This window comes from Pseudomonas sp. LBUM1655 (genome assembly GCF_059716085.1).
On the sequence record NZ_CP166801.1, the window covers coordinates 3,692,914 to 3,715,987 of the forward strand.

The following is a 23,074-nucleotide window of genomic DNA, read 5'->3' on the forward strand; positions in this document are numbered from 1 at the left end:
TTCCCACGCTCTGCGTGGGAATGCCTCAAGGGAAAGGCTCAGGGTTCCAAGCCGATCCCGCGCAAAATCACACTGGTCACCGTCTGCACCGCCCGCTCGAACTGCATGTCCGACAGCGGCTGGTGATCATTCAAGATATTCACCTGATGATCGAAGTCGGCGTAGTGCTGGGTCGAGGCCCAGATCATGTACAGCAGGCTCGACGGTTCCACCGGCAGGATGCGCTTGTCCTCGACCCACTGGCGGATCTTCGCTTCTTTCATCTTCGCCCAGTCATACAGGCTGGCATCCAGCGCCTCGCCCAGGGTAGGCGCGCCATGAATGATTTCATTGGCCCAGACTTTCGAGCCGTAAGGTCGGCTGCGCGAATGGTTCATCTTGGCGCGGATGTAGCTGCTCAGCACCACACGCGGATCGTCGAACATCTCGAAGCACAGCGCGTCCTGTTTCCAAACTTCCAGCAGATCGAACAGCACCGCGCTGTACAGCTCGCTCTTGGTTGAGAAGTAGTAATGCAGGTTGGAGCGCGGCAGTTGCACTTCGGCGGCGATGTCGGCCATGGCGGTGCTGCCGAAGCCTTTTTCGGCGAAAACCTTTTCCGCGGCGAGGAGGATTTTTTCGACGTTACTGCGACGAATCTCGATCTTGTGATTGCCCATGTGGGCTCCCTGACAACAACGTTGCGCAAGACTAGCATCCGCTCTGCCACCGGGGCGACCGCTGAAAACAAAACTTCGTACCGGCAAGGACGGATGGCTAAACTGGCGGCTTCTTCGATTCTGCCTCAGAGGTACCCGCGATGCTGTTCAAGAATGTCCTGACCACCACTGCCCTGCTCGCCTCGCTGTTGGCCGCATCCTCGGCATTTGCCCACGCCCACCTGAAAAGCCAGACCCCGGCGGCCGACAGTACCGTCACGGCACCGGCGGATCTGCGCCTGACCTTCTCCGAAGGCGTTGAAGCAACCTTCACCAAAGTCACCCTGACCAAGGCTGGCGCGCCAGTCACAGTCAAACCGCTGACCACCGAAGGCAAAGACAAGAAAACCCTGATCGTCACCCCCGCCGCACCGCTGACTGCCGGCGAATACAAAGTCGAATGGCACGCCGTGTCGGTCGACACACATAAAAGCGAAGGCGCCTACCAATTCAAGGTTGGCCAGTAATTCATGAGCGAAGCGCTGGTGCTGTGCCGGTTCCTGCATTTCACCGTGGTGTTGATGCTGTTCGGGGTGTGGTTGTTCAGGCCATTGCTGCTCAAGGGTGGAGCGCCAGCGCTGGACGTTGGTATTTCGCGGCTGGCACCTTGGCTTGCTGCCGTTGCGCTGGCCAGTGGCATGGCCTGGGCGTTGCTTATCACCGCGAGCATGGCCGGTTCGGCGGCGGCAGCTTTTGATCCGGACACGGTTGCACTGGTGTTGGGCAATACCTTTTTTGGTCAGGTCTGGCGCTGGCACCTGTTGATCAACGCAGTGTTGCTGGCGTTGCTGTTTACGCCATGGCGTTCGAACCTGCCGTTGCGCCTGGGCATGAGCGCGCTGCTGTTGGCGACACTGGCGCCGGTCGGACATGGCGCGATGCTTGATGGTCTCAGCGGCCAACTGTTGATTCTCAACCAGATCATCCACCTGACCTGCGTGGCGGCGTGGCTTGGCGGGTTGTTGCTGCTGATGATGATTTTGCGCCGGCCCAGTGAACCGATGCGCGAGATTCTGCGACGCTTCAGCGGGATCGGATATGCGCTGGTTGCGGGCCTGCTGATCACCGGGTTGCTCAACGTTCGCGTGCTGACCGGCCAGTGGTGGCCGACACCGCTATTCACGGGGTTTGCGCTGATTCTGCTGATCAAGGCGATGATCGTGCTGGGGATGCTCGGGCTGGCGCTGTTCAATCGTATGCGGATCGATGACTGCGAACAGCGGATGGCCGCGCTCAGGCGCAGTGTGGTGCTGGAGTGGTTGCTGGGGATTGGTGCTGTCGCTGCCGTCTCGCTGCTCGGCACTCTGCCACCGATGATCACAGCCTGAAAAGCAAAAGATCGCAGCCTTCGGCAGCTCCTACAGGGGATTGCATTTCAATGTAGATACCGTCTTGCCCCTCATCGGGCAAGGGCAATTTTCGGGTCAAATGGCTGGCCCGATTTAAGAACGGCGTAGACAAAATGTAGGAGTTTGCGCATCGCTGCACAGATGATTTGCTTGGGGGCCTTGCCGTTGGCCTTCAAGCGGTCCTTCATGGCGATGATTGCCTTGTTGTGCTTCAGTGCAACCAACCCAGGCATGTATAGACCCGCCCGAACGCGAGCCGATCCGATCCTCGAAATCACTGTTCTGCCTTTGAATTTTCCCGAGTCCTGCAGCTTTGGGTTCAACCCGGCGGCAGCGACCAGCTTGCGAGGGTCGTCATATTTACGCAGGTCGCCCAACTCGGCCAGCAGCCGCTCAAGGGTTTTCTGGCCGATACCGTCGATGGTCACGATCAAGTCGCGCATTTGGCGCATGTCTGGATCATCGTCGATGTGTTTTTTGATTGATTTGTGAGTTTCAACGATCTCTTTCTCGATGTGACGCAGCACAGAGTTGATCGAGTCTTTGACCTTTTCGTCGGATACATCCAGGCGATTGAGCTCCATTTGCTCCATTTCCTGAAGGTCATCCAAGCGACGTACCATCGCCTTTAGCTGACGATATTTCAGCGGCTCTGGAGCCCAAAGCTGAAGCTTTTCAGCCTTTTCCCGAGCAAAGTCAGCGATCAATTTGGCGTCGCTTTTGTCGGTTTTGATCCGGCGCAGCTCGCTGTCGGCGTAAGCGTGGGTCGTAGCCGGATTGACGACGCAGACCCGGTAACCCTTGTTGTAGACGAACTCGGCAAGTTCCAGGTGATAAACGCTGGTGGCTTCCATCACGATCAGAGCTGTAGGCTCGACCTGCTTGTTCAGCCAGGCGTCAAACTCTTTGAAACCTTTTGAGTCGTTAGCCAGTTTGGCCTTGGTTTTGTGCTTGCCGTTTGGCAGGTGAGTGGCAATATCAAAGGTATTTTTAGCGACATCGACGCCGACGAAATTGGACATGACCGTTTCTCCATTAATCCGTTTTCGATCATCACTGCACTCTGTCCAACCTTGCGAATGCGGGCTCTCGCCAGAGACGGGCCCAAGATACCGTTCGAACTATACGAGTGAGTGTGGAGGGCTGGAGCACGATCTACATCACAGGCAAAAAGCCTAAGGAGCTGCACGGCTTCCAAGTCCCTCCCTCGATGATCAGTCGAGAACTATCGCTCCTGACGGAGCGATAGTCGAGATACAAGGAGCTGCCGAAGGCTGCGATCTTTTGATCTTAATGTGGCTGCGTATCGCCTGCCGCCGTATCGATACTCACCACCACCGACATCCCCGGCCGCAACCGTTCCTCTTCCTGCTGGCCCTCATCAATGGTGATCCGCACCGGCACTCGCTGGGCGATTTTGACGAAGTTGCCGGTGGCGTTGTCCGCCTGCAACAGGGCAAATTCAGAACCGGTGCCCGGCGAAATATGCTGCACATGCCCGGTGAATTTACGGTGGTTCAACGCATCAACGGTGAAGCGCACCGGTTGCCCTACCCGCACGTTGTCCATTTGGGTTTCCTTCATGTTGGCGATCACCCATTTCTGGTTCGGCACCAACGCCATCAGCTGCGCCCCGGAATTGACGTAGGCCCCGAGGCGCACGCCGATCTGCCCGAGCTGGCCGTCGCGCGGGGCGACGATGCGTGTGTTCGACAGGTCGATCCGCGCCAGTTGCACTGCCGCTTCGGCGCTGGCCACCGCCGCTTCCAGCGAACCGCGATTGACGATCACTGTTTGCAGATCCTGCCGAGCGATTTCCAGATTGGCCTTGGCTTGCGCTACCGCAGCAACGCCTTGCGCATTGGCCGCCAGCGCCACGTCCATCTCACGTTTGGACACCGAGCCGTCACGCACCAGCTCCTTGTTACGCCGCAAGTCCGCCTCGCTTTTACGCAACTGCGCTTCGCTGTCGGCCACCACTGCCTGACGCAATTTGATCGTCGCCTCAGCGCTGTTACGTTGTTGCACCACGTTGGCCAGGGAGGCTTTCTGCACCGCGAGTTGCGCCAGTGATTGATCGAGGCGCTGCTGATAGATGCGGTCGTCCAGACGCACCAGCAAATCGCCGGCCTTCACAAACTGGAAATCCTGCACCGGCACTTCATAGACATAACCTGCAAGCTGCGGGCCGATGATCGTCACCTGCCCGCGCACCAAGGCGTTTTCGGTGGTCTCGACCGCGCTGCTGAACGGCGGCAGTTGCCAGGCGTAGAGCACGATCAGCACACCGACGATGGCAATCGCGGCAAAACCCAGCGACGAGATAATCCGCACCCGCAGCGAGCGCGGCTCGGTGTTCGGTGATGACGGCGGCGCGACACCCTCGGGGGTGGCGGCGATGGCGTTAGTGGTGGTCGTGGTCGGCTCGGTCATGAAGAAATGGCACCGCTATTAGTTACGGAAGGCTGAACGGGGGGAGCGGCGACGGCTTTGGTGGTGCTCATCAGCCACAGCGCACGAATGGAAATCCAGATCATGGTCAGCACCGCGATCACCGCGATGAGCATGAACACATCGTTATAGGCCAGCACATTGGCTTCGCGAGTCGCCGCGTTCGACAGACTGCGAATGCCCGCCAGATTGCGCAAGCTCGGGTCAGCCAGCAGCGAACCGTAAGCCGATCCACCACTCTGCACGCGCGCCGCCACCAGCGGATCGGACAACGTCAGGTGCTCGACGATATGGCTGGAATGAAACTTCTCACGCACGATCTGGAAGGTGCCGAGCAACGCCGAGCCGAGCAGTCCGCCGAGGTTATTGCAGATCCCGAACAGCACGGAAAAACTCACCAGATTGCGCGGATTGGTCAGCACGTTGCGGGTGCCCAGCACCATGGTCGGGCCGAGGAAAAACGTACTGCCGAACGCCAACAGGAACTGGCTGAAATACAGGTTTTCCGGGCGAGTCAGGTTGTTCGAATAACTGTCCATTACCGAGCCGGTCGCCATCAGCGCCAGCGAGATGATCAACGGCAGGAGCAAGTGTTTCGGGTCGATGGTCAGCGCACTGGTGAGCAGGCCGGCGACGCTGCCGATCATCATCACCACGTACAGGCTGTGCAACTGCTGATTGCTCATGTTGAGGTACTGCATGAAACCCACGGCGCCGGTGGATTGTTCGGACGTGACCATGCGAATCAGCACCACCGCCAACGCCAGACGAATCATCACACCACTGCCGAGCCAGCGGGTCATCAGCAGCGGGTTGCTGCGATTATGTTCGATGGCGAGTCCGGCAAGAATCAACACAATCGAGGCGGCCAGCGCGACACCGATCCAGTCTTGCTCAAACCACCAGTCGATGCGCCCCAACGACAACACCGCACAGAGCAAAGCCACGCCGCTGGCGAGAATGGCAAAGGTCAGGAAATCGAGTTTTTCGAAGGTTTTGAAACGGTCGCCCGGCGGCAACTTGAGCAGCAACACGCAACCCAGCGACAGCAGCGCCATGCCCAATTCGAACAGATACAAACCGCGCCATTCGGCGATCTGCAACAAGTCTTCGGAGAACAAACGCGCCAGTGGCAAAGCCAGTTGCGAAGCACCCAGACCCAGCACCAGCGCCTTCATCCGCCACTTGGCCGGGAACGCCTGCACCATGTAATACAGGCCCAGCGAACTGAGTGCGGCGCCGACCATGCCGTGCGCCGCCCGCACGGCAATCGCCGAGTTCAGGTCGTTGACGAACAAATGGCCGAAGGTCACCAGCGCATACAGCACCAGAAACACCTCGGTGAATGCGCGTAAACCGAATTGTTGGCGGAACTTCACCAGCAGCAGGTTCATCGACACATTGGTCATCACATACGCCGCCGGCAGCCAGGCCATCTCCGCGGTGGTCGCGCCGATCGCGCCTTGCAGATAAATCAGGTTGGCGACCACCAGCGAATTACCCAATCCACCGGTCAACGCCACCAGCAACCCGACCAGCGCATAGGCCAGGCGCTTGGGGTTGGAGTGCAGCGGCGTCGAGGGGGAACCGGGCAGACTGGGCTTCTCGTGAGGCTGCCAGTCGCGCGGGGCGTATCGATCCATTAAAAGGCCTTGAGCTGGAAGTTGCTGAAGTTTGCCGCAAAACTGCCGGTAAACCCATATCCCTGTGGGAGCTGGCTTGCCAGCGATGAGGGCATTGAGGGCTGCCAGGCCCGCGAAGTCATCGTATAACTTCCAGTTGACATTCCCCGTAAGCTCCGTAAATATCGCCTCCGATGTTGTACGACAACGCACAACACTAATAAAAACAAGAACAATAAGGGAGCGTTACAGTGAGCACATTCGTCTGCAATTCCGTCCGCCATTCCCGCTTCTCAATCACCCGCCCATGCTCCACGCTAAGCCTGATCGGTTGCAGCAGCCTTGCCCTCGCCTTGCCGATGAGCGCCGATGCCGAAGGCTTTCTCGAGGACAGCAAAGCCACGCTGAATTTGCGCAACGCCTACTTCAATCGCAACTTCGTCAACCCAGCCTACCCGCAGGGCAAAGCCGAAGAGTGGACGCAGAGCTTCATCCTCGATGCCAAATCCGGCTTCACCCAAGGCACCGTCGGTTTCGGTCTGGACATCCTGGGGCTGTATTCGCAAAAGCTCGATGGCGGCAAAGGCACCGGTGGCACCCAGTTGCTGCCGATCCACGATGACGGGCGGCCGGCCGACAATTTCGGACGCATGGGTGTGGCGCTGAAGGCCAAGGTTTCCAAGACAGAACTGAAGGTCGGCGAATGGATGCCAGTGCTGCCGATTTTGCGCTCGGACGATGGCCGCTCCCTGCCCCAGACCTTTCGTGGTGGGCAGATCACTTCCACCGAGATCAACGGCCTGAGCCTCTACGGTGGTCAGTTCCGCGGTAACAGCCCGCGCAACGACGCGAGCATGGAGGACATGTCGATGAACGGCCGCGGTGCGTTCACCTCGGATCGTTTTAATTTCGGTGGCGGCGAATACACCTTCAACGACAAGCGCACGATGGTCGGCGTGTGGTACGCCGAACTCACCGACATCTACCAGCAGCAGTACTTCAATCTGAGCCACAGCCAACCGCTGGGCGACTGGACCCTGGGCGCCAACCTCGGCTTCTTCACCGGCAAGGAAGACGGCAGTGCCCAGGCCGGCGACCTCGACAACAAGACCGCGTTTGCCATGCTCTCGGCCAAGTACGGCGGCAACACCTTCTACGTCGGCCTGCAAAAACTCACCGGCGACAGCGCGTGGATGCGGGTCAACGGCACCAGCGGTGGCACCCTCGCCAACGACAGCTACAACGCCAGTTACGACAACGCCAAGGAGCGCTCCTGGCAGTTGCGCCACGATTACAACTTCGTCGCGCTTGGCATTCCCGGGCTGACCCTGATGAACCGCTACATCAGCGGCGACAACGTGCACACTGGAACAATCACAGACGGCAAGGAATGGGGTCGCGAATCTGAACTGGCCTACACCGTGCAAAGCGGCGCGTTGAAAAACCTCAATGTGAAATGGCGTAACGCGACGATTCGCCGGGACTTCAGCACCAACGAGTTTGATGAGAACCGGATCTTTATCAGCTATCCGATTTCGTTGTTGTAACAGTGAGTACAAGCGCAAACCTCTGGCAAAACGATGACCTGTGGCGAGGGGATTTATCCCCGACGGGTTGCGCAGCAGCCCCCTTGGTTTTTCAGAAAAAACGCTGACGACTGCTGCGCAGCCGATCGGGGATGAATCCCCTCGCCACAGAAGCGCGCAGCATGAGAATGGATCAGCCCTTCCGTCATTTACACCAAAAGTCGCGTTGACAAGATCCAGAAACCCTACCGATACTTCAGCGCAGTCATACGACAACCTACAACAAACCTAAAAACAAAACGTGTAAGGGATTGCCATGACGTCTACCTCTACTCCCCGCGCCCCGTTTAATCGGCTGCTGCTTACCGGCGCCGCCGGTGGTTTGGGCAAAGTTCTGCGCGAACGCCTGCGCCCCTACGCCAACGTGCTGCGACTTTCAGACATCGCCGCCCTCACCCCGGCCATCGATGATCGCGAAGAAATCGTCGTCTGCGACCTCGCCGACAAACAGGCCGTGCATCAACTGGTCGAAGGTGTCGATGCGATCCTGCATTTCGGCGGCGTATCCGTGGAGCGGCCGTTTGAAGAGATCCTCGGCGCCAACATCTGCGGCGTCTTCCACATCTATGAAGCCGCACGCCGCCATGGTGTGAAACGGGTGATCTTCGCCAGTTCCAACCATGTCATCGGCTTCTACAAACAGGACGAACAGCTCGACGCCAGCTCCGCCCGCCGCCCCGACGGTTACTACGGGTTGTCCAAGTCCTACGGCGAAGACATGGCCAGTTTCTATTTCGATCGCTACGGCATCGAGACCGTCAGCATCCGCATCGGCTCCTCGTTTCCCGAACCACAGAACCGCCGAATGATGCACACCTGGCTGAGCTTCGACGACCTCACCCAACTGCTCGAACGCTCCCTCTATACCCCAAACGTTGGCCACACCGTGGTCTACGGCATGTCCGACAACAAGGACGTGTGGTGGGACAACCGCTTCGCCAGCCACCTCGGGTTCGAAGCAAAGGACAGCTCAGAAGTGTTCCGCGAAAAAGTCGAAGCGCAGCCGATGCCGGCGGCCGATGACCCGGTGCGGATCTATCAGGGTGGTGCTTTCGTTGCGGCTGGTCCGTTCGGCGACTGACGCTCTGCTGTCCACTTGATCCCCCTCCAATAAAAACCAAGGGAATGAGTATGCAAGCCGAATTGATCGTCGACGCCCGCAACGCGGTCGGTGAGAGCCCGGTCTGGGTCGCGCAGGAAAACGCCCTGTATTGGGTGGATATTCCCAATGGCGGCCTGCAACGCTGGAGCGCCGACACCGGCCATGTCCACGCCTGGAAAGCCCCTGAAATGCTCGCCTGCATTGCTCGCCACAGCCGTGGCGGCTGGATCGCCGGCATGGAAAGCGGTTTCTTCCATCTGCACCCGCACAACGATGGCAGCCTCGATACCGAACGGCTTGCACGGGTTGAACACCGCCGAGACGACATGCGCCTCAACGATGGCCGCTGCGATCGTCAGGGACGGTTCTGGGCCGGCAGCATGGTGCTGAACATGGGCCTGAATGCGCCCGAAGGCCGGCTCTATCGGTATAGCGCAGGTCAGTCGGGGCCGGTTGAAGCGCAACTCGACGGTTTCGTTGTGCCCAACGGCCTCGGCTTCAGTCCCGACGGCAAGACGATGTACCTGTCCGACTCGCACCCCAACGTGCAACTGATCTGGGCTTTCGACTACGACACCGCCAGCGGCACACCGTCCAACCGCCGCGTCTTCGTCGACATGAATCACTACTGTGGTCGCCCCGACGGTGCGGCCGTGGACGCCGACGGTTGCTACTGGATCTGCGCCAACGACGCCGGTCTCATCCACCGTTTCACTCCCGACGGACGACTCGACTACTCGCTGGCGGTGCCAGTGAAAAAACCGACCATGTGCGCCTTCGGCGGCAGTGGAATGGACACCCTGTTCGTCGCCTCGATTCGCCCCGGTGACGATCATGATCCGCAGTCTCTGGCCGGCGGCGTATTCGCGCTGACACCCGGCGTCAAAGGCCTGCCGGAACCCTTGTTTGACGATTTGCTTTAACCCGCCTCTGCTGCACCGCTGTGCCTTGAACACAAAAATAACAAGACTGGAGACACCCCCCATGGACTTCAAACGCACGTTGCTCGCCGCTGCACTCCCGCTGATGTTTACCTTCACCAGCGCCGCCCAGGCGCTGGAAATCAAGTTCGCCGATATCCACCCCGCCGGTTATCCGACCGTGGTTGCCGAGGAAAGCATGGGCAAAGCCCTGACCAAGGAAACCAATGGCGATCTCACCTTCAAGTATTTCCCCGGAGGCGTGCTCGGCTCGGAAAAAGAGGTGATTGAACAGGCACAGGTCGGCGCAATCCAGATGACCCGTGTCAGCCTGGGTATCGTCGGCCCGGTGGTGCCTGACGTGAACGTATTCAACATGCCATTCATCTTCCGCGACCAGGCGCACATGCGCGCGGTGATCGATGGCGAAGTCGGCGATGCGATTCTCGACCGGATCACCAACTCTGAATTCGGCCTGGTGGCCTTGGCGTGGATGGACGGTGGTACGCGCAACATCTACACCAAAAAACCAGTGCGCAAACTCGAAGACCTCAAGGGCATGAAGATCCGCGTGCAAGGCAACCCGATGTTCATCGAGACCATCAATGCCATGGGCGGCAACGGCATCGCCATGGACACCGGCGAAATCTTCAGCGCCCTGCAGACCGGCGTCATCGACGGCGCGGAGAACAACCCGCCGACCCTGCTTGAACACAACCACTACCAGAACGCCAAGTTCTACAGCCTGACCGGGCACCTGATCCTGCCCGAGCCGATCGTGATGTCGAAGATCACCTGGGAAAAACTCACCCCCGACCAACAGACGCTGGTGAAGAAAGCCGCCAAGGCTGCCCAGCTTGAAGAGCGCGCACTGTGGGATGCGAAATCCGCCAGCAGTGAAGAAAAACTCAAGGCCGCTGGCGTCGAGTTCATCACCGTCGACAAGAAACCCTTCTACGAGGCCACAGCCTCGGTTCGCGAGAAGTACGGCGCGCCTTACGCCGATCTGATCAAGCGCATCGAAGCCGTTCAGTAACCCTCCCTGCCCTCAACGAAAGGCCCGGCAGCACAGACCTCGCTGGATGTCTGTGCCTGCCCGGTTACGGTGGAACCCGATGAAGAATTTGCTGCTGAGCATCAATGACCGGATCTACATGGCCTGCATCTGGGTCGCCGGTCTGTCGGTGCTGACCATTTCCCTGATCATCCCCTGGGGTGTTTTCGCCCGTTACGTCCTCGGCACCGGTTCGAGCTGGCCGGAGCCCACCGCCATCCTGCTGATGATGGTCTTCACCTTCATCGGCGCCGCCGCCAGTTACCGCGCCGGTGCGCACATGGCCGTGGCGATGGTCACCGACCGTTTGCCACCCAACCTGCGCAAGACCATGAGCATCGTTTCGCAACTGCTGATGGCAACCATCTGCCTGTTCATGACCATCTGGGGCACCAAGCTGTGCCTGTCGACCTGGAACCAGTTCATGAGCGCCCTGCCCACTTTGCGCGTCGGCATCACCTACATGCCGATCCCGATTGGCGGCGCGTTGACGCTGATTTTCGTGCTGGAAAAACTCTTGCTCGGTGATCAGAGCAATCGCCGCGTGGTGCGGTTCGATCTGGTTGAAGAAAACGAAGGGGCTGCCTGATGGACGCTTTTATTCTGCTGGGCAGTTTTATCGCATTGATCCTGATCGGCATGCCGGTCGCCTATGCCCTCGGCCTCTCGGCGCTGATTGGCGCGTGGTGGATCGACATCCCGTTCCAGGCCTTGATGATTCAGGTGGCCGGTGGGGTGAACAAGTTTTCGCTGCTGGCGATTCCGTTCTTCGTATTGGCCGGGGCGATCATGGCCGAAGGCGGCATGTCGCGCAGGCTGGTGGCGTTCGCCGGGGTGCTGGTGGGGTTTGTGCGCGGTGGCCTGTCGCTGGTCAACATCATGGCCTCGACGTTTTTCGGCGCGATTTCCGGCTCCTCGGTGGCGGACACCGCCTCGGTCGGTTCGGTACTGATCCCGGAAATGGAACGCAAAGGCTATCCACGGGACTTCTCCACGGCGGTAACCGTCAGCGGTTCGGTACAAGCACTACTGACGCCGCCGAGCCACAACTCGGTGCTCTACTCGCTGGCGGCCGGCGGCACGGTATCGATTGCTTCGCTCTTCATGGCTGGCGTCGTGCCGGGCCTGCTGATGAGCGCGTGTCTGATGGTGTTGTGCCTGATCTTTGCGCGCAAACGCGACTACCCCAAAGGTGAAGTTATCCCGCTGCGTGAAGCCCTGAAAATCTGCGGCGAAGCGATGTGGGGCTTGATGGCGATGGTGATCATCCTCGGCGGCATCCTTTCAGGGATTTTCACCGCGACCGAGTCGGCAGCCATTGCCGTACTGTGGTCATTCTTCGTCACCATGTTCATCTACCGCGACTACAAGTGGAGTGAACTGCCAAAACTGATGCACCGCACAGTGCGCACGATTTCGATCGTGATGATCCTGATCGGCTTCGCCGCCAGCTTCGGCTACATCATGACCCTGATGCAGATCCCGGCGAAGATCACCACACTGTTCCTGACCCTGTCGGACAACCGCTACGTGATCCTGATGTGCATCAACGTCATGCTGTTGTTGCTCGGCACGGTGATGGACATGGCGCCGCTGATCCTGATCCTGACACCGATCCTGATGCCGGTGATTCTCGGCATCGGCGTCGACCCGGTGCAGTTCGGCATGATCATGCTGGTCAACCTGGGGATCGGGCTGATAACGCCGCCGGTAGGTGCGGTGTTGTTTGTCGGTTCGGCGGTGGGCAAGGTCAGCATCGAAAGCACCGTGAAGGCGCTCCTGCCGTTCTATGCCGTGCTGTTTCTGGTGTTGATGCTGGTGACTTACGTTCCGGCGATTTCGCTGTGGTTGCCGCATTTGGTGTTGTAACACTGTAACTGTGGTGAGGGAGCAAGCTCCCTCACCACAAGGTTTACCTCAAGCCCGCAACAACATATACCCCGCCACCACCAGACACACGCTGGCAAACCCAACCTGTAATGCCCGAGCCGGCACCCGCGCACAAAGCTTGCGACCGATGATCATGCCGACGACGCTGGCAACAATGAACGCCGCGCCCTGGCTGTCGATCCGCACCCCGGCATGAAACGCGCCGATCACCCCGATTGCCGAGATCAAACTGATTACCATCAGCGACGTTGCAACGATGCCGCGCATTTGCACGTCGGTCAGTTGCTTGAATGCCGGCACGATCAGGAAACCGCCACCAACACCAAGCAATCCGGACACCACCCCGGTGACCGCACCTAACGCCGCAAGGGTCGCGGTGCATTTGGCGGTCCAGTCGAAACGCCCGGTCTCTTCATCGAGCATGCAGTTCTTCTGCCCCCAACTGGCGTGACCGTGGTCACTCGGACCTTGCGCCTGACGCTCACGCCGCAACATGCGCCAGGCGACCATGACCATCAGCAGGCTGAACAGAATCATCAGGATCTTCTCGGGCAACTGATGCGCGAAGTAGATCCCCAGCGGTGAAAACACTGCACCGAGCGCTGCAATCAACAGTGCCGCGCGATAACGCACCAGACCATGGCGCAACCCATCGATGGCGCCGACGGCCGCCGCACTGCCCACAGCGAACAGCGCTACGGGAGCGGCCTGCGTCATCGTCCAGCCGAGCCCGAGCACCAGCGCCGGCACCGCGAGAATTCCGCCACCGGCCCCGGTCAGCCCAAGAACCAGCCCCATCACCACGCCAAACAGACTTGCCAGCAACATAGGGAGTTCTCAGTCAACCTTCGACAAACCGGTCAGCCATTCGCGGCCCTTGAGCATGCCGTTCCAGTAGAACCACGGTAGCAACGTCGCCTTCAGCCACCAGGCCGAACGGCGCGGTACGGTCGGGTCCAGAGGAAAGGTCGGCAACAACTTCCCGGCATAACCGAACTCGGCAAGGATCACCTTGCCCTTCTCCACCGTGAGGGGGCAGGAACCGTAACCGTCGTACTTCAGCGGCAGCGGCTGGTGATTGCGCAGGGCCAGCAGGTTTTCCGCCACTACGACGATTTGCTTGCGCACTGCCGCAGCGGTTTTCGCATTACTGGTGCCGCAGATATCGCCGAGCGCAAACACCTCTGGATAACGCGGATGCTGCAGGTTATTCGGATTGACTTCGCACCAGCCGGCAGCGTCGGCCAAAGGGCTTTGCGCGATGAAATCCGGCGAAACCTGGGGCGGCACGACGTGCAGCAGATCGAAGGTTTTCGCCTGGCGAGTGACGTTGCCATCAGCGTCCTTGACCTCGAACCACGCAGTTTTCGCCGGGCCGTCGACCTTGACCAGATTCGAGTTGAAGGCCAATTGCGCGTTGTATTTTTCGATGTATTTCATCAGCGGCGGTACGAACGTCGCCACGCCGAACAGCGCAGCACCGGCCAGGTTGAACTCCACCTCGACCTTGTTCAGCACGCCGTTTTTTCGCCAAAAATCGCACGACAGGTACAACGCCTTTTGCGGCGCCCCCGCGCATTTGATCGGCATCGCCGGTTGGGTGAACAGCGCCTTGCCGCCGCGCAGTTTCTGCACCTGATCCCAGGTGTATTGCGCGTGCTGATAGCTGTAGTTGGAGGTCACGCCGTGCTGGCCGAGGCTTTCCTGCAGGCCTTCGATTTTTTCCCAGGCCAGACGCAGGCCGGGACAGACGATCAGGTTTTGGTAGCTGACGGTGCGCTGATCGTTGAGGGTGAGTTGGCGATTGTCGGGATCAATACTCGTAACCGCTGCTTGAACCCAAGTTGCCTGACGCGGCATCACTTTGCCCATCGGTCTTACGGTGTCTTTGACGTCGTAAGCGCCACCGCCGACCAGCGTCCATGCCGGTTGGTAGTAATGCTGGGCACTTGGTTCGATCACAGTGATCTTCAAGTGCGGATCGCGCTTGAGCAGACTGGCGACGAAGCCAATGCCGGCAGTGCCGCCGCCGATGACCACGATATCTGCACTGATGGATGGGCCCCAGTGTTGATCGTTCATTGCTTGTTCCTTATGGCTACGCGCACGGATTGTTCTTGCCAGCACTCCTGCAATTGAATGGTGTGCTGACTGACATTTATTGGTGACCCAGGCTTTTCAGTACGGCACCGCAATACAGCCCGGAGAGGGTTTTCATCACCTGGATGACTTCAGGACTGGCGAGGCCGTAAAAAATGTACTTGCCTTCACGACGGGTCGCGACAAGCCCTTCATCGCGCAAAATACCCAATTGCTGAGACAGCGTCGGCTGGCGTACACCGGTCATTTTTTCCAGCTCGCCGACATTACGCTCGCCCTGTGTCAGCTGGCACAGAATCAACAGGCGATCCTCGTTGGCCATGGCCTTGAGCAACGCGCAGGCCTTGGAGGCCGAGGCGCGCAATTGGGCGACTTCACATTCGGTCAGACTGGATTGCATTTGCAGGATGCCTTCAACGTCACTTAAGCTGCGAACATTATGTTTTTACATAAAGTGTTGCAACCGACTTTTCTACCCCTGCACAGGTTCATGTCCATGCCCGCGTTGATTGAAGCCTTTCTTGACCCCGCCTCCTCGACCTACAGCTACGTGGTCTACGAGGCCGACGGCGGACAATGCGCAATCGTCGATCCGGTGCTCGATTACGACGGCGCCGCCGGCCGCACCGGCACGGCTCAAGCTGACAGGATCATCGCGTTCGTTCGCGAGCATCACCTGCAAGTGCAGTGGCTGCTGGAAACCCACGCTCATGCCGATCACCTGTCCGCTGCGCCGTATCTGCGCCGGGAACTGGGCGGCAAGATCGCGATTGGCGAGTCGATCAGCAAGGTGCAGAACGTCTTCAAGGCACTGTTTAATCTGGAGCCGGAGTTTTGCGTCGATGGTTCGCAGTTCGATCATCTGTTCACACCCAACGAATCTTTCAGGATCGGTAATCTCAAGGCCACCGCCCTGCACGTCCCCGGCCACACTCCGGCAGACATGGCGTACCTGATCGACGGCGAACAGATTCTGGTCGGCGACACGCTGTTCATGCCCGACGTCGGTACTGCGCGCTGCGACTTCCCCGGTGGCAACGCTCATCAACTGTTCAACTCGATTCAGAAACTGCTGGCCTTCCCTGCCAGCGTCAAACTCTACGTCTGCCACGACTACCCGCCTGAAGGTCGGCAGGCGCAATGCCAGACCACAGTCGGCGAGCAGCGCAAAAGCAATATCCATGTGCATGACGGGATCGATGAGGCGACGTTCGTCGAGATGCGCACACGCCGCGATGCTGGGCTAGGCATGCCGACACTGCTGCTGCCGGCGGTTCAGGTGAATGTGCGGGCGGGGAACTTTCCCGCGCCGGAGGACAACGGTGTCGTCTATCTGAAAGTGCCGGTGAACAAGCTTTAAAAGCAAAAAATCTTCAGACTCCCAACGTCAACCCATTCGCCGGCAACGGCAGTGCGGTTTTGTAGCGCACCTGCTTGAGTGCAAAGCTCGAGCGGATGTTCGCCACCCCTGGAACCTTGGTCAAAAAGTCCATCATGAAGCGCTCCAGGGACTGAATGGTCGGCACCAGTACCCGGATCAGATAGTCCGGGTCACCGGCCATCAGATAGCACTCCATCACCTCGGGGCGATCGGAAATCGCTTCCTCGAAATGCTGCAACGCCTCCTCGACCTGTTTCTCCAGGCTGACGTGAATGAACACATTCACATGCAGCCCCAGCAGATCTGCGTCCAGCAGGGTCACCTGTTCGCGAATCAGGCCTAATTCTTCCATCGCCTTGACCCGGTTGAAGCACGGCGTTGGCGACAGGTTCACCGAGCGCGCAAGGTCAGCGTTGGTGATGCGTGCGTTCTCCTGAAGGCTGTTGAGAATGCCGATGTCGGTACGGTCCAGTTTGCGCATGAGACAAAACCACCTGTTTTTTATGTTTATGCAGAATTTCTATCTGCAAATGACCGCCAGCGCAACGAAACAGAGATAAATATTCTTCTTGCCCGGGCCTATGATTGTTGTAGGACAAGATTTCTTTCATCGAAGAATGACTGCCAGCTCACTACAAGAAATTCACAAGATCGAGCGTAGAAGCCATGACCCAAGCGTATGAACCGCTGCGTCTGCACGTCCCTGAACCTTCGGGCCGCCCAGGCTGCAAAACCGACTTCTCCTACCTGCATCTGACCGATGCCGGCACGGTGCGCAAACCTTCCATCGACGTAGAACCTGCCGACACCGCCGACCTGGCCCGTGGCCTGATCCGCGTGCTCGACGATCAGGGCAACGCTCTCGGCCCTTGGGCCGAGAACGTTCCGGTCGAGATCCTCCGCAAGGGCATGCGCGCCATGCTCAAGACGCGCATCTACGACAACCGCATGGTGGTCGCCCAGCGCCAGAAAAAAATGTCGTTCTACATGCAAAGCCTTGGCGAAGAAGCCATCGGCAGCGCCCAGGCCCTGGCCTTGAACATCGACGACATGTGCTTCCCGACCTATCGCCAGCAAAGCATCCTGATGGCTCGCGACGTTCCACTGGTCGACTTGATCTGCCAACTGCTGTCCAACGAGCGCGACCCGCTCAAAGGCCGTCAGTTACCGATCATGTACTCGGTCAAGGAATCCGGTTTCTTCACCATTTCCGGCAACCTCGCCACCCAGTTCATTCAGGCGGTGGGCTGGGGCATGGCGTCGGCGATCAAGGGCGATACCAAAATCGCCTCGGCATGGATCGGTGACGGCGCTACCGCCGAATCGGACTTCCACACCGCTCTCACCTTCGCTCACGTCTACCGTGCGCCAGTGATCCTCAACGTAGTCAACAATCAATGGGCGATTTCGACCTTCCAGGCCATTGCCGGGGGTGAAGCCACCACCTTCGCCGGACGCGGTGTTGGTTGCGGTATCGCCTCGCTGCGAGTCGACGGCAACGACTTCTACGCGGTCTACGCCGCGTCTGCCTGGGCCGCCGAACGCGCCCGCCGCAACCTCGGCCCGACCATGATCGAGTGGGTCACCTACCGCGCCGGCCCGCACTCGACCTCCGACGATCCCTCCAAATACCGTCCAGCCGATGACTGGAGCCACTTCCCGCTGGGCGATCCGATTGCTCGCCTGAAACAGCACCTGATCAAGGTCGGCCACTGGTCGGACGAAGAACACGCCGCCGTCAGCGCCGAGCTCGAAGCCGAAGTGATTGCCGCGCAGAAACAGGCCGAACAGTACGGCACCCTCGCCGGCGGTCAGATTCCAAGCGCCGCGACCATGTTCGAAGACGTCTACAAAGAGATGCCGGAGCACTTGAAGCGCCAGCGTCAGCAGTTGGGGATCTGACATGAACGATCACAACAACAATATTCAGTTGGAAACCGCCATGACCACGACCACCATGACCATGATCCAGGCCCTGCGCTCGGCCATGGATGTGATGCTTGAGCGTGATGACAATGTGGTGGTGTTCGGTCAGGACGTCGGTTATTTCGGCGGCGTGTTCCGTTGCACCGAGGGCTTGCAGACCAAGTACGGCGCCTCGCGAGTGTTCGATGCTCCGATCTCCGAGAGTGGCATCGTCGGCGTTGCCGTCGGCATGGGCGCTTACGGTCTGCGTCCGGTGGCTGAAATCCAGTTCGCCGACTACGTCTACCCGGCCTCCGACCAGATCATTTCCGAAGCGGCGCGTCTGCGTTATCGCTCGGCCGGCGAGTTCACCGCACCGATGACCCTGCGCATGCCTTGCGGCGGCGGTATCTACGGTGGCCAGACCCACAGCCAGAGCATCGAGGCGATGTTCACCCAGGTCTGCGGTCTGCGCACCGTCATGCCGTCCAACCCGTATGACGCCAAAGGCCTGCTGATCGCCTCCATCGAAAACGATGATCCGGTGATCTTCCTCGAGCCAAAACGCCTGTACAACGGCCCGTTCGACGGCCATCACGACCGTCCTGTTACCCCGTGGTCGAAGCACCCCGCCGCACAGGTTCCGGACGGCTACTACACCGTGCCGCTGGACGTCGCCGCGATCACCCGTCCGGGCAAGGACGTGACCGTGCTGACCTACGGCACCACCGTTTATGTTTCGCAAGTCGCAGCTGAAGAAAGCGGCGTCGACGCCGAAGTCATCGACCTGCGCAGCCTGTGGCCGCTGGATCTGGAAACCATCGTCAACTCCGTGAAGAAAACCGGTCGTTGCGTGGTGGTGCACGAAGCCACCCGCACCTGCGGTTTCGGCGCCGAACTGGTGTCGCTGGTGCAAGAGCATTGCTTCCATCACCTGGAAGCGCCGATCGAACGCGTCACCGGCTGGGACACCCCCTACCCGCACGCGCAAGAGTGGGCGTATTTCCCTGGGCCGTCCCGAGTGGGCGCGGCGTTGAAACGGGTCATGGAGGTCTGAATGGGCACGCACGTTATCAAGATGCCGGACATTGGCGAAGGCATCGCAGAAGTAGAACTGTCGCAGTGGCACGTCAAGGTTGGTGATCTGGTCGTTGAAGATCAGGTGCTGGCGGACGTGATGACCGACAAGGCGATGGTCGATATTCCGTCGCCGGTCCATGGCAAGGTCATTGCGCTGGGAGGCCAGCCGGGTGAAGTCATGGCAGTGGGCAGTGTGCTGATCAGCATTGAAGTTGAAGGCGCCGGCAACCTGAAAGAGTCTGCCGCGCCAGCGCCGGTTAAAGAGGCGCCTGCTGCACCGAAAGTTGAAGCCGTTGTAGAGAGCAAACCTGTCGCCGCCGCGCCGCGTCCGGCGACTGTTTGCCAAGGCCCGATGGTTGCTCGCGAAGCGGATGAACGTCCACTGGCCTCCCCGGCCGTGCGCAAGCATGCGCTAGATCTGGGCATTCAGTTGCGCCTGGTACGCGGCACCGGCCCGGCCGGTCGCGTGTTGCACGAAGATCTCGACACCTATCTGGCGCAAGGTCAGTCGAACGCCTCTGCGCCTGCATCCGCCGCATACGCCCAGCGTAATGACGAAGAGCAGATTCAGGTGATCGGCATGCGCCGCAAGATCGCCCAGCGCATGCAGGACGCCACCCAGCGTGCTGCGCATTTCAGCTATGTCGAAGAAATCGACGTCACCGCGATTGAAGAGCTGCGCGCCCACCTGAATGAAAAACACGGTGCGAGCCGTGGCAAGTTGACCCTGCTGCCGTTCCTCGTGCGCGCTCTGGTCGTTGCCCTGCGTGACTTCCCGCAAATGAACGCCCGCTATGACGACGAAGCCCAGGTCATCACCCGTCTCGGCGCGGTACACGTCGGCGTCGCCACGCAAAGCGATGTCGGTTTGATGGTGCCAGTGGTTCGTCACGCCGAGGCACGCAGCCTGTGGGACAGCGCCGCCGAGATCTCACGTTTGGCCAATGCCGCGCGCAATGGGAAGGCCAGCCGCGATGAGCTGTCAGGCTCGACTATTACCCTGACCAGCCTCGGTGCGCTGGGCGGCATTGTCAGCACGCCTGTTTTGAACCTGCCGGAAGTGGCGATCGTCGGCGTGAATAAAATCGTCGAACGCCCGATGGTCGTCAAAGGCCAGGTGGTGATCCGCAAGATGATGAACCTCTCCAGCTCCTTCGATCACCGCGTGGTCGACGGCATGGACGCGGCGCTCTTCATCCAGGCCATTCGTGGCCTGCTCGAACAACCCGCGACCCTGTTTGTGGAGTGATGGCATGCAAACTCTGAACACCACGCTGCTGATCATCGGCGGCGGCCCCGGCGGTTATGTCACGGCGATTCGCGCCGGGCAGTTGGGCATTGCGACCATTCTGGTCGAAGGCCAATCGCTCGGGGGTACCTGCCTCAACATCGGCTGCATTCCGTCCAAAGCGCTGATTCATGTGGCCGAACAGTTTCACCAGACTCAGCATCACAGTCAGCATTCGGCGCTGGGGATCAGCGTCTCGGCGCCGACGCTGGACATCAGCAAAAGCGTTGAGTGGAAGGACGGCATCGTTGATCGCCTGACCACTGGCGTCGCCGCGCTGCTCAAGAAGAACAAGGTTCAGGTCATCAACGGCTGGGCCAAGGTCATCGACGGCAAAACCGTGGAAGTCGGCGACACCCGCATCCAGTGCGAGCACCTGGTGCTTGCCACCGGTTCCACCAGCGTCAATTTGCCGATCCTGCCGATTGGCGGGCCGATCATCTCCTCCACTGAAGCGTTGGCGCCGAAAAGCGTACCAAAACGCCTGATCGTGGTTGGCGGTGGTTACATCGGCCTGGAATTGGGCATTGCTTACCGCAAGCTCGGTGCCGAGGTCAGTGTGGTCGAGGCGCAGGATCGCATCCTGCCCGCCTATGACGCGGAACTGACCCAACCGGTGCATGACGCATTGAAGCAACTGGGCGTGAAGCTGTATCTCAAGCACAGTGTTTTGGGCTTCGACGGTACGTTGCAGGTGCGTGATCCGAACGGCGACACCCTCAATCTGGAAACCGATCAGGTGCTGGTGGCCGTTGGTCGCAAACCCAACACCCAAGGCTGGAACCTCGAAGCATTGAGTCTGGAAATGAACGGCTCGGCGATCAAGATCGACAGCCGTTGCCAGACCAGCATGCGCAATGTCTATGCCATCGGCGATCTCAGCGGCGAGCCGATGCTGGCTCACCGCGCCATGGCTCAAGGCGAAATGGTTGCCGAGTTGATCAGCGGCAAAACCCGCGAATTCAGCCCGACCGCCATCGCCGCCGTGTGCTTCACCGACCCGGAACTGGTGGTGGTGGGCAAGACGCCAGACGAAGCCAAGGCTGCCGGGCTCGACTGCATCGTTTCCAGTTTCCCGTTTGCCGCCAATGGACGGGCGATGACGCTGGAGTCAAAAAACGGCTTCGTGCGGGTGGTCGCTCGTCGGGACAATCATCTGATTGTCGGCTGGCAAGCGGTGGGTGTCGGGGTTTCGGAATTGTCCACGGCGTTTGCGCAGAGCCTCGAAATGGGCGCGCGCCTGGAAGACATCGGCGGCACCATTCATGCGCATCCGACTTTGGGTGAAGCGGTGCAAGAAGCGGCGTTGCGTGCGCTCGGGCATGCGTTGCATCTGTAATTCAGGACTTTTGCGGATGGCCATGAAGGCCCCTTCGCGAGCAGGCTCGCTCCCACATTTGAAATGGGTTCTACCTGTGGGAGCGAGCCTGCTCGCGAATTCCTGAGGGCAACACGAATTATCTGTCTGTCATCCGATAGTCCGGGCTGCGAAACCGCTCAAGAATGAAGTATTGTTGTGCCCATCCAAAAAACGTCAGAAGCCTTGAACCGTTTCGACGGTTGTTCAGTGATAGAGGGTGTCATGGGTAACGAAAGCATCAATTGGGACAAGCTGGGTTTTGACTACATCAAAACCGACAAACGCTATCTGTCGTACTTTCGCGATGGCGAATGGGACAAAGGCACCCTGACCGAAGATAACGTGCTGCACATCAGCGAAGGCTCCACTGCCCTTCACTATGGCCAGCAATGCTTCGAAGGCATGAAGGCCTATCGTTGCAAGGACGGCTCGATCAACTTGTTCCGCCCGGACCAGAACGCCCTGCGCATGCAACGCAGCTGCGCGCGTCTGCTGATGCCGCTGGTCGACACCGAGCAGTTCATCGAAGCCTGTAAAGAAGTGGTTCGTGCCAACGAGCGCTTCATCCCGCCATACGGCACCGGCGGCGCGCTGTACCTGCGTCCGTTCGTGATCGGCGTGGGTGACAACATCGGCGTGCGCACCGCCCCCGAGTTCATCTTCTCGATTTTCTGCATTCCGGTTGGCGCCTACTTCAAGGGCGGCCTGACCCCGCACAATTTCCAGATTTCCAGCTACGACCGCGCCGCCCCACAAGGCACCGGCGCCGCCAAGGTCGGCGGCAACTACGCTGCCAGTCTGATGCCGGGCTCGAAAGCGAAGAAAGCCAACTTCGCCGATGCGATCTATCTGGACCCGATGACCCACACAAAAATCGAGGAAGTCGGTTCGGCCAACTTCTTCGGGATCACCCACGACAACAAGTTCATCACACCGAACTCGCCATCGGTATTGCCGGGTATCACCCGTCTGTCGCTGATCGAACTGGCGAAATCGCGTCTGGGCCTGGAAGTGGTTGAAGGCGACGTGCTCATCGACAAACTGTCGGACTTCAAGGAAGCCGGCGCCTGCGGTACTGCTGCGGTGATCACCCCGATCGGCGGCATCAGCTACAACGACCATCTGCATGTGTTCCACAGCGAAACCGAAGTCGGCCCGGTCACCCAGAAGCTCTACAAAGAGCTGACTGGTGTGCAGACCGGCGACATCGAAGCGCCAGCGGGCTGGATCGTCAAGGTTTGATCTGACGGCCAGACGCACAAAAGCCCCCATCGAGTAATCGATGGGG

Annotated in this window: 22 protein-coding genes; 14 read left to right on the top strand and 8 right to left on the bottom strand. The window is 59.4% G+C overall.

Annotation, left to right across the window (positions count from 1 at the left end; translation table 11 throughout):
- Nucleotides 1–38: 38 nt before the first annotated feature.
- On the bottom strand, nucleotides 39–659 hold the full coding sequence (locus ACA074_RS16430) for a TetR/AcrR family transcriptional regulator (RefSeq protein WP_187681191.1): 621 nt from the start codon (nucleotides 657–659) through the stop codon (nucleotides 39–41).
- 140 nt (nucleotides 660–799) lie between these two features.
- Here ACA074_RS16430 and copC point away from each other — a divergent pair, with 140 nt between their 5' ends.
- Together copC and copD are read left to right on the top strand one after the other, a co-directional pair.
- A complete protein-coding gene (gene copC / locus ACA074_RS16435) occupies nucleotides 800–1,165 on the top strand; it encodes a copper homeostasis periplasmic binding protein CopC (protein WP_497677397.1) in 366 nt (121 codons plus the stop codon).
- A gap of 3 nt (nucleotides 1,166–1,168) precedes the next feature.
- Nucleotides 1,169–2,026 carry a copper homeostasis membrane protein CopD gene (gene copD, locus ACA074_RS16440; protein ID WP_497677398.1) on the top strand — a complete coding sequence of 286 codons (858 nt, stop codon included), beginning with the start codon at nucleotides 1,169–1,171 and terminating at the stop codon, nucleotides 2,024–2,026.
- Nucleotides 2,027–2,097: 71 nt separating this feature from the next.
- Here the strand turns inward: copD and ACA074_RS16445 are convergent, their stop codons facing one another.
- The 3 genes from ACA074_RS16445 to ACA074_RS16455 form a co-directional block, all read right to left on the bottom strand.
- A complete protein-coding gene (locus ACA074_RS16445; protein WP_497657778.1) occupies nucleotides 2,098–3,069 on the bottom strand; it encodes an IS110 family RNA-guided transposase in 972 nt (323 codons plus the stop codon).
- A gap of 268 nt (nucleotides 3,070–3,337) precedes the next feature.
- Entirely contained in the window at nucleotides 3,338–4,480 is a 1,143-nt protein-coding gene (locus ACA074_RS16450) for an HlyD family secretion protein (RefSeq protein ID WP_187681194.1), read from the bottom strand.
- Nucleotides 4,477–6,141 (bottom strand): MFS transporter, encoded by a 1,665-nt coding sequence (locus ACA074_RS16455; protein WP_497657547.1) that lies wholly within the window; start codon nucleotides 6,139–6,141, stop codon nucleotides 4,477–4,479. Before ACA074_RS16455 ends, ACA074_RS16450 begins: the two co-directional genes overlap by 4 nt.
- Nucleotides 6,142–6,371: 230 nt before the next feature.
- Between ACA074_RS16455 and ACA074_RS16460 the strand changes: the two genes are divergently transcribed.
- The 6 genes from ACA074_RS16460 (at nucleotide 6,372) to ACA074_RS16485 (ending at nucleotide 12,651) form a co-directional block, all read left to right on the top strand.
- Nucleotides 6,372–7,667, top strand: a complete 1,296-nt coding sequence (locus tag ACA074_RS16460; RefSeq protein WP_497677399.1) for an OprD family porin — start codon at nucleotides 6,372–6,374, stop codon at nucleotides 7,665–7,667.
- Between the two features lie 295 nt (nucleotides 7,668–7,962).
- The gene (locus tag ACA074_RS16465) at nucleotides 7,963–8,787 is read left to right on the top strand and encodes an NAD-dependent epimerase/dehydratase family protein (protein WP_497677400.1); all 825 of its coding nucleotides are present in this window, start codon (nucleotides 7,963–7,965) and stop codon (nucleotides 8,785–8,787) included.
- A gap of 50 nt (nucleotides 8,788–8,837) precedes the next feature.
- Entirely contained in the window at nucleotides 8,838–9,731 is an 894-nt protein-coding gene (locus ACA074_RS16470; RefSeq protein ID WP_489880977.1) for an SMP-30/gluconolactonase/LRE family protein, read from the top strand.
- A gap of 61 nt (nucleotides 9,732–9,792) precedes the next feature.
- A complete protein-coding gene (locus tag ACA074_RS16475; RefSeq protein WP_497657548.1) occupies nucleotides 9,793–10,764 on the top strand; it encodes a TRAP transporter substrate-binding protein in 972 nt (323 codons plus the stop codon).
- A gap of 79 nt (nucleotides 10,765–10,843) precedes the next feature.
- Complete coding sequence (locus tag ACA074_RS16480; protein ID WP_187681093.1) at nucleotides 10,844–11,371, top strand: TRAP transporter small permease; 528 nt, start codon at nucleotides 10,844–10,846, stop codon at nucleotides 11,369–11,371.
- Nucleotides 11,371–12,651: a TRAP transporter large permease gene (locus ACA074_RS16485; RefSeq protein WP_187681094.1), complete on the top strand. Its 1,281-nt coding sequence runs from the start codon at nucleotides 11,371–11,373 to the stop codon at nucleotides 12,649–12,651. The genes ACA074_RS16480 and ACA074_RS16485 overlap by 1 nt, the downstream gene beginning before the upstream one ends.
- 48 nt (nucleotides 12,652–12,699) lie before the next feature.
- Here the strand turns inward: ACA074_RS16485 and ACA074_RS16490 are convergent, their stop codons facing one another.
- From ACA074_RS16490 to ACA074_RS16500, 3 genes are all read right to left on the bottom strand, one after another.
- Complete coding sequence (locus ACA074_RS16490; RefSeq protein ID WP_187681095.1) at nucleotides 12,700–13,500, bottom strand: sulfite exporter TauE/SafE family protein; 801 nt, start codon at nucleotides 13,498–13,500, stop codon at nucleotides 12,700–12,702.
- Nucleotides 13,501–13,509: 9 nt separating this feature from the next.
- Nucleotides 13,510–14,754, bottom strand: a complete 1,245-nt coding sequence (locus ACA074_RS16495; protein WP_497677401.1) for an NAD(P)/FAD-dependent oxidoreductase — start codon at nucleotides 14,752–14,754, stop codon at nucleotides 13,510–13,512.
- A gap of 76 nt (nucleotides 14,755–14,830) precedes the next feature.
- Complete coding sequence (locus ACA074_RS16500) at nucleotides 14,831–15,172, bottom strand: ArsR/SmtB family transcription factor (RefSeq protein ID WP_007915092.1); 342 nt, start codon at nucleotides 15,170–15,172, stop codon at nucleotides 14,831–14,833.
- Nucleotides 15,173–15,268: 96 nt separating this feature from the next.
- Between ACA074_RS16500 and ACA074_RS16505 the strand changes: the two genes are divergently transcribed.
- Complete coding sequence (locus ACA074_RS16505) at nucleotides 15,269–16,132, top strand: MBL fold metallo-hydrolase (RefSeq protein ID WP_497677402.1); 864 nt, start codon at nucleotides 15,269–15,271, stop codon at nucleotides 16,130–16,132.
- A 13-nt stretch (nucleotides 16,133–16,145) separates the two neighbouring features.
- On the opposite strand, the gene bkdR is transcribed toward ACA074_RS16505, so the two are convergent.
- Nucleotides 16,146–16,634: a Bkd operon transcriptional regulator BkdR gene (gene bkdR, locus ACA074_RS16510; RefSeq protein ID WP_096822555.1), complete on the bottom strand. Its 489-nt coding sequence runs from the start codon at nucleotides 16,632–16,634 to the stop codon at nucleotides 16,146–16,148.
- 185 nt (nucleotides 16,635–16,819) lie between these two features.
- On the opposite strand from bkdR, the gene ACA074_RS16515 reads away from it, so the two are divergent.
- From ACA074_RS16515 to ACA074_RS16535, 5 genes are all read left to right on the top strand, one after another.
- Entirely contained in the window at nucleotides 16,820–18,055 is a 1,236-nt protein-coding gene (locus tag ACA074_RS16515) for a 3-methyl-2-oxobutanoate dehydrogenase (2-methylpropanoyl-transferring) subunit alpha (protein WP_489880982.1), read from the top strand.
- Nucleotide 18,056: 1 nt separating this feature from the next.
- Nucleotides 18,057–19,115, top strand: coding sequence for an alpha-ketoacid dehydrogenase subunit beta (locus tag ACA074_RS16520; RefSeq protein ID WP_489880983.1), 1,059 nt, complete (start codon nucleotides 18,057–18,059; stop codon nucleotides 19,113–19,115).
- A complete protein-coding gene (locus tag ACA074_RS16525; protein ID WP_497677403.1) occupies nucleotides 19,116–20,387 on the top strand; it encodes a dihydrolipoamide acetyltransferase family protein in 1,272 nt (423 codons plus the stop codon). It abuts the gene before it with no gap.
- A gap of 4 nt (nucleotides 20,388–20,391) precedes the next feature.
- The gene (gene lpdA / locus ACA074_RS16530; protein ID WP_497677404.1) at nucleotides 20,392–21,765 is read left to right on the top strand and encodes a dihydrolipoyl dehydrogenase; all 1,374 of its coding nucleotides are present in this window, start codon (nucleotides 20,392–20,394) and stop codon (nucleotides 21,763–21,765) included.
- Nucleotides 21,766–22,008: 243 nt separating this feature from the next.
- Nucleotides 22,009–23,028 carry a branched-chain amino acid aminotransferase gene (locus ACA074_RS16535; RefSeq protein WP_187681104.1) on the top strand — a complete coding sequence of 340 codons (1,020 nt, stop codon included), beginning with the start codon at nucleotides 22,009–22,011 and terminating at the stop codon, nucleotides 23,026–23,028.
- The last annotated feature ends 46 nt before the right edge of the window (nucleotides 23,029–23,074 follow it).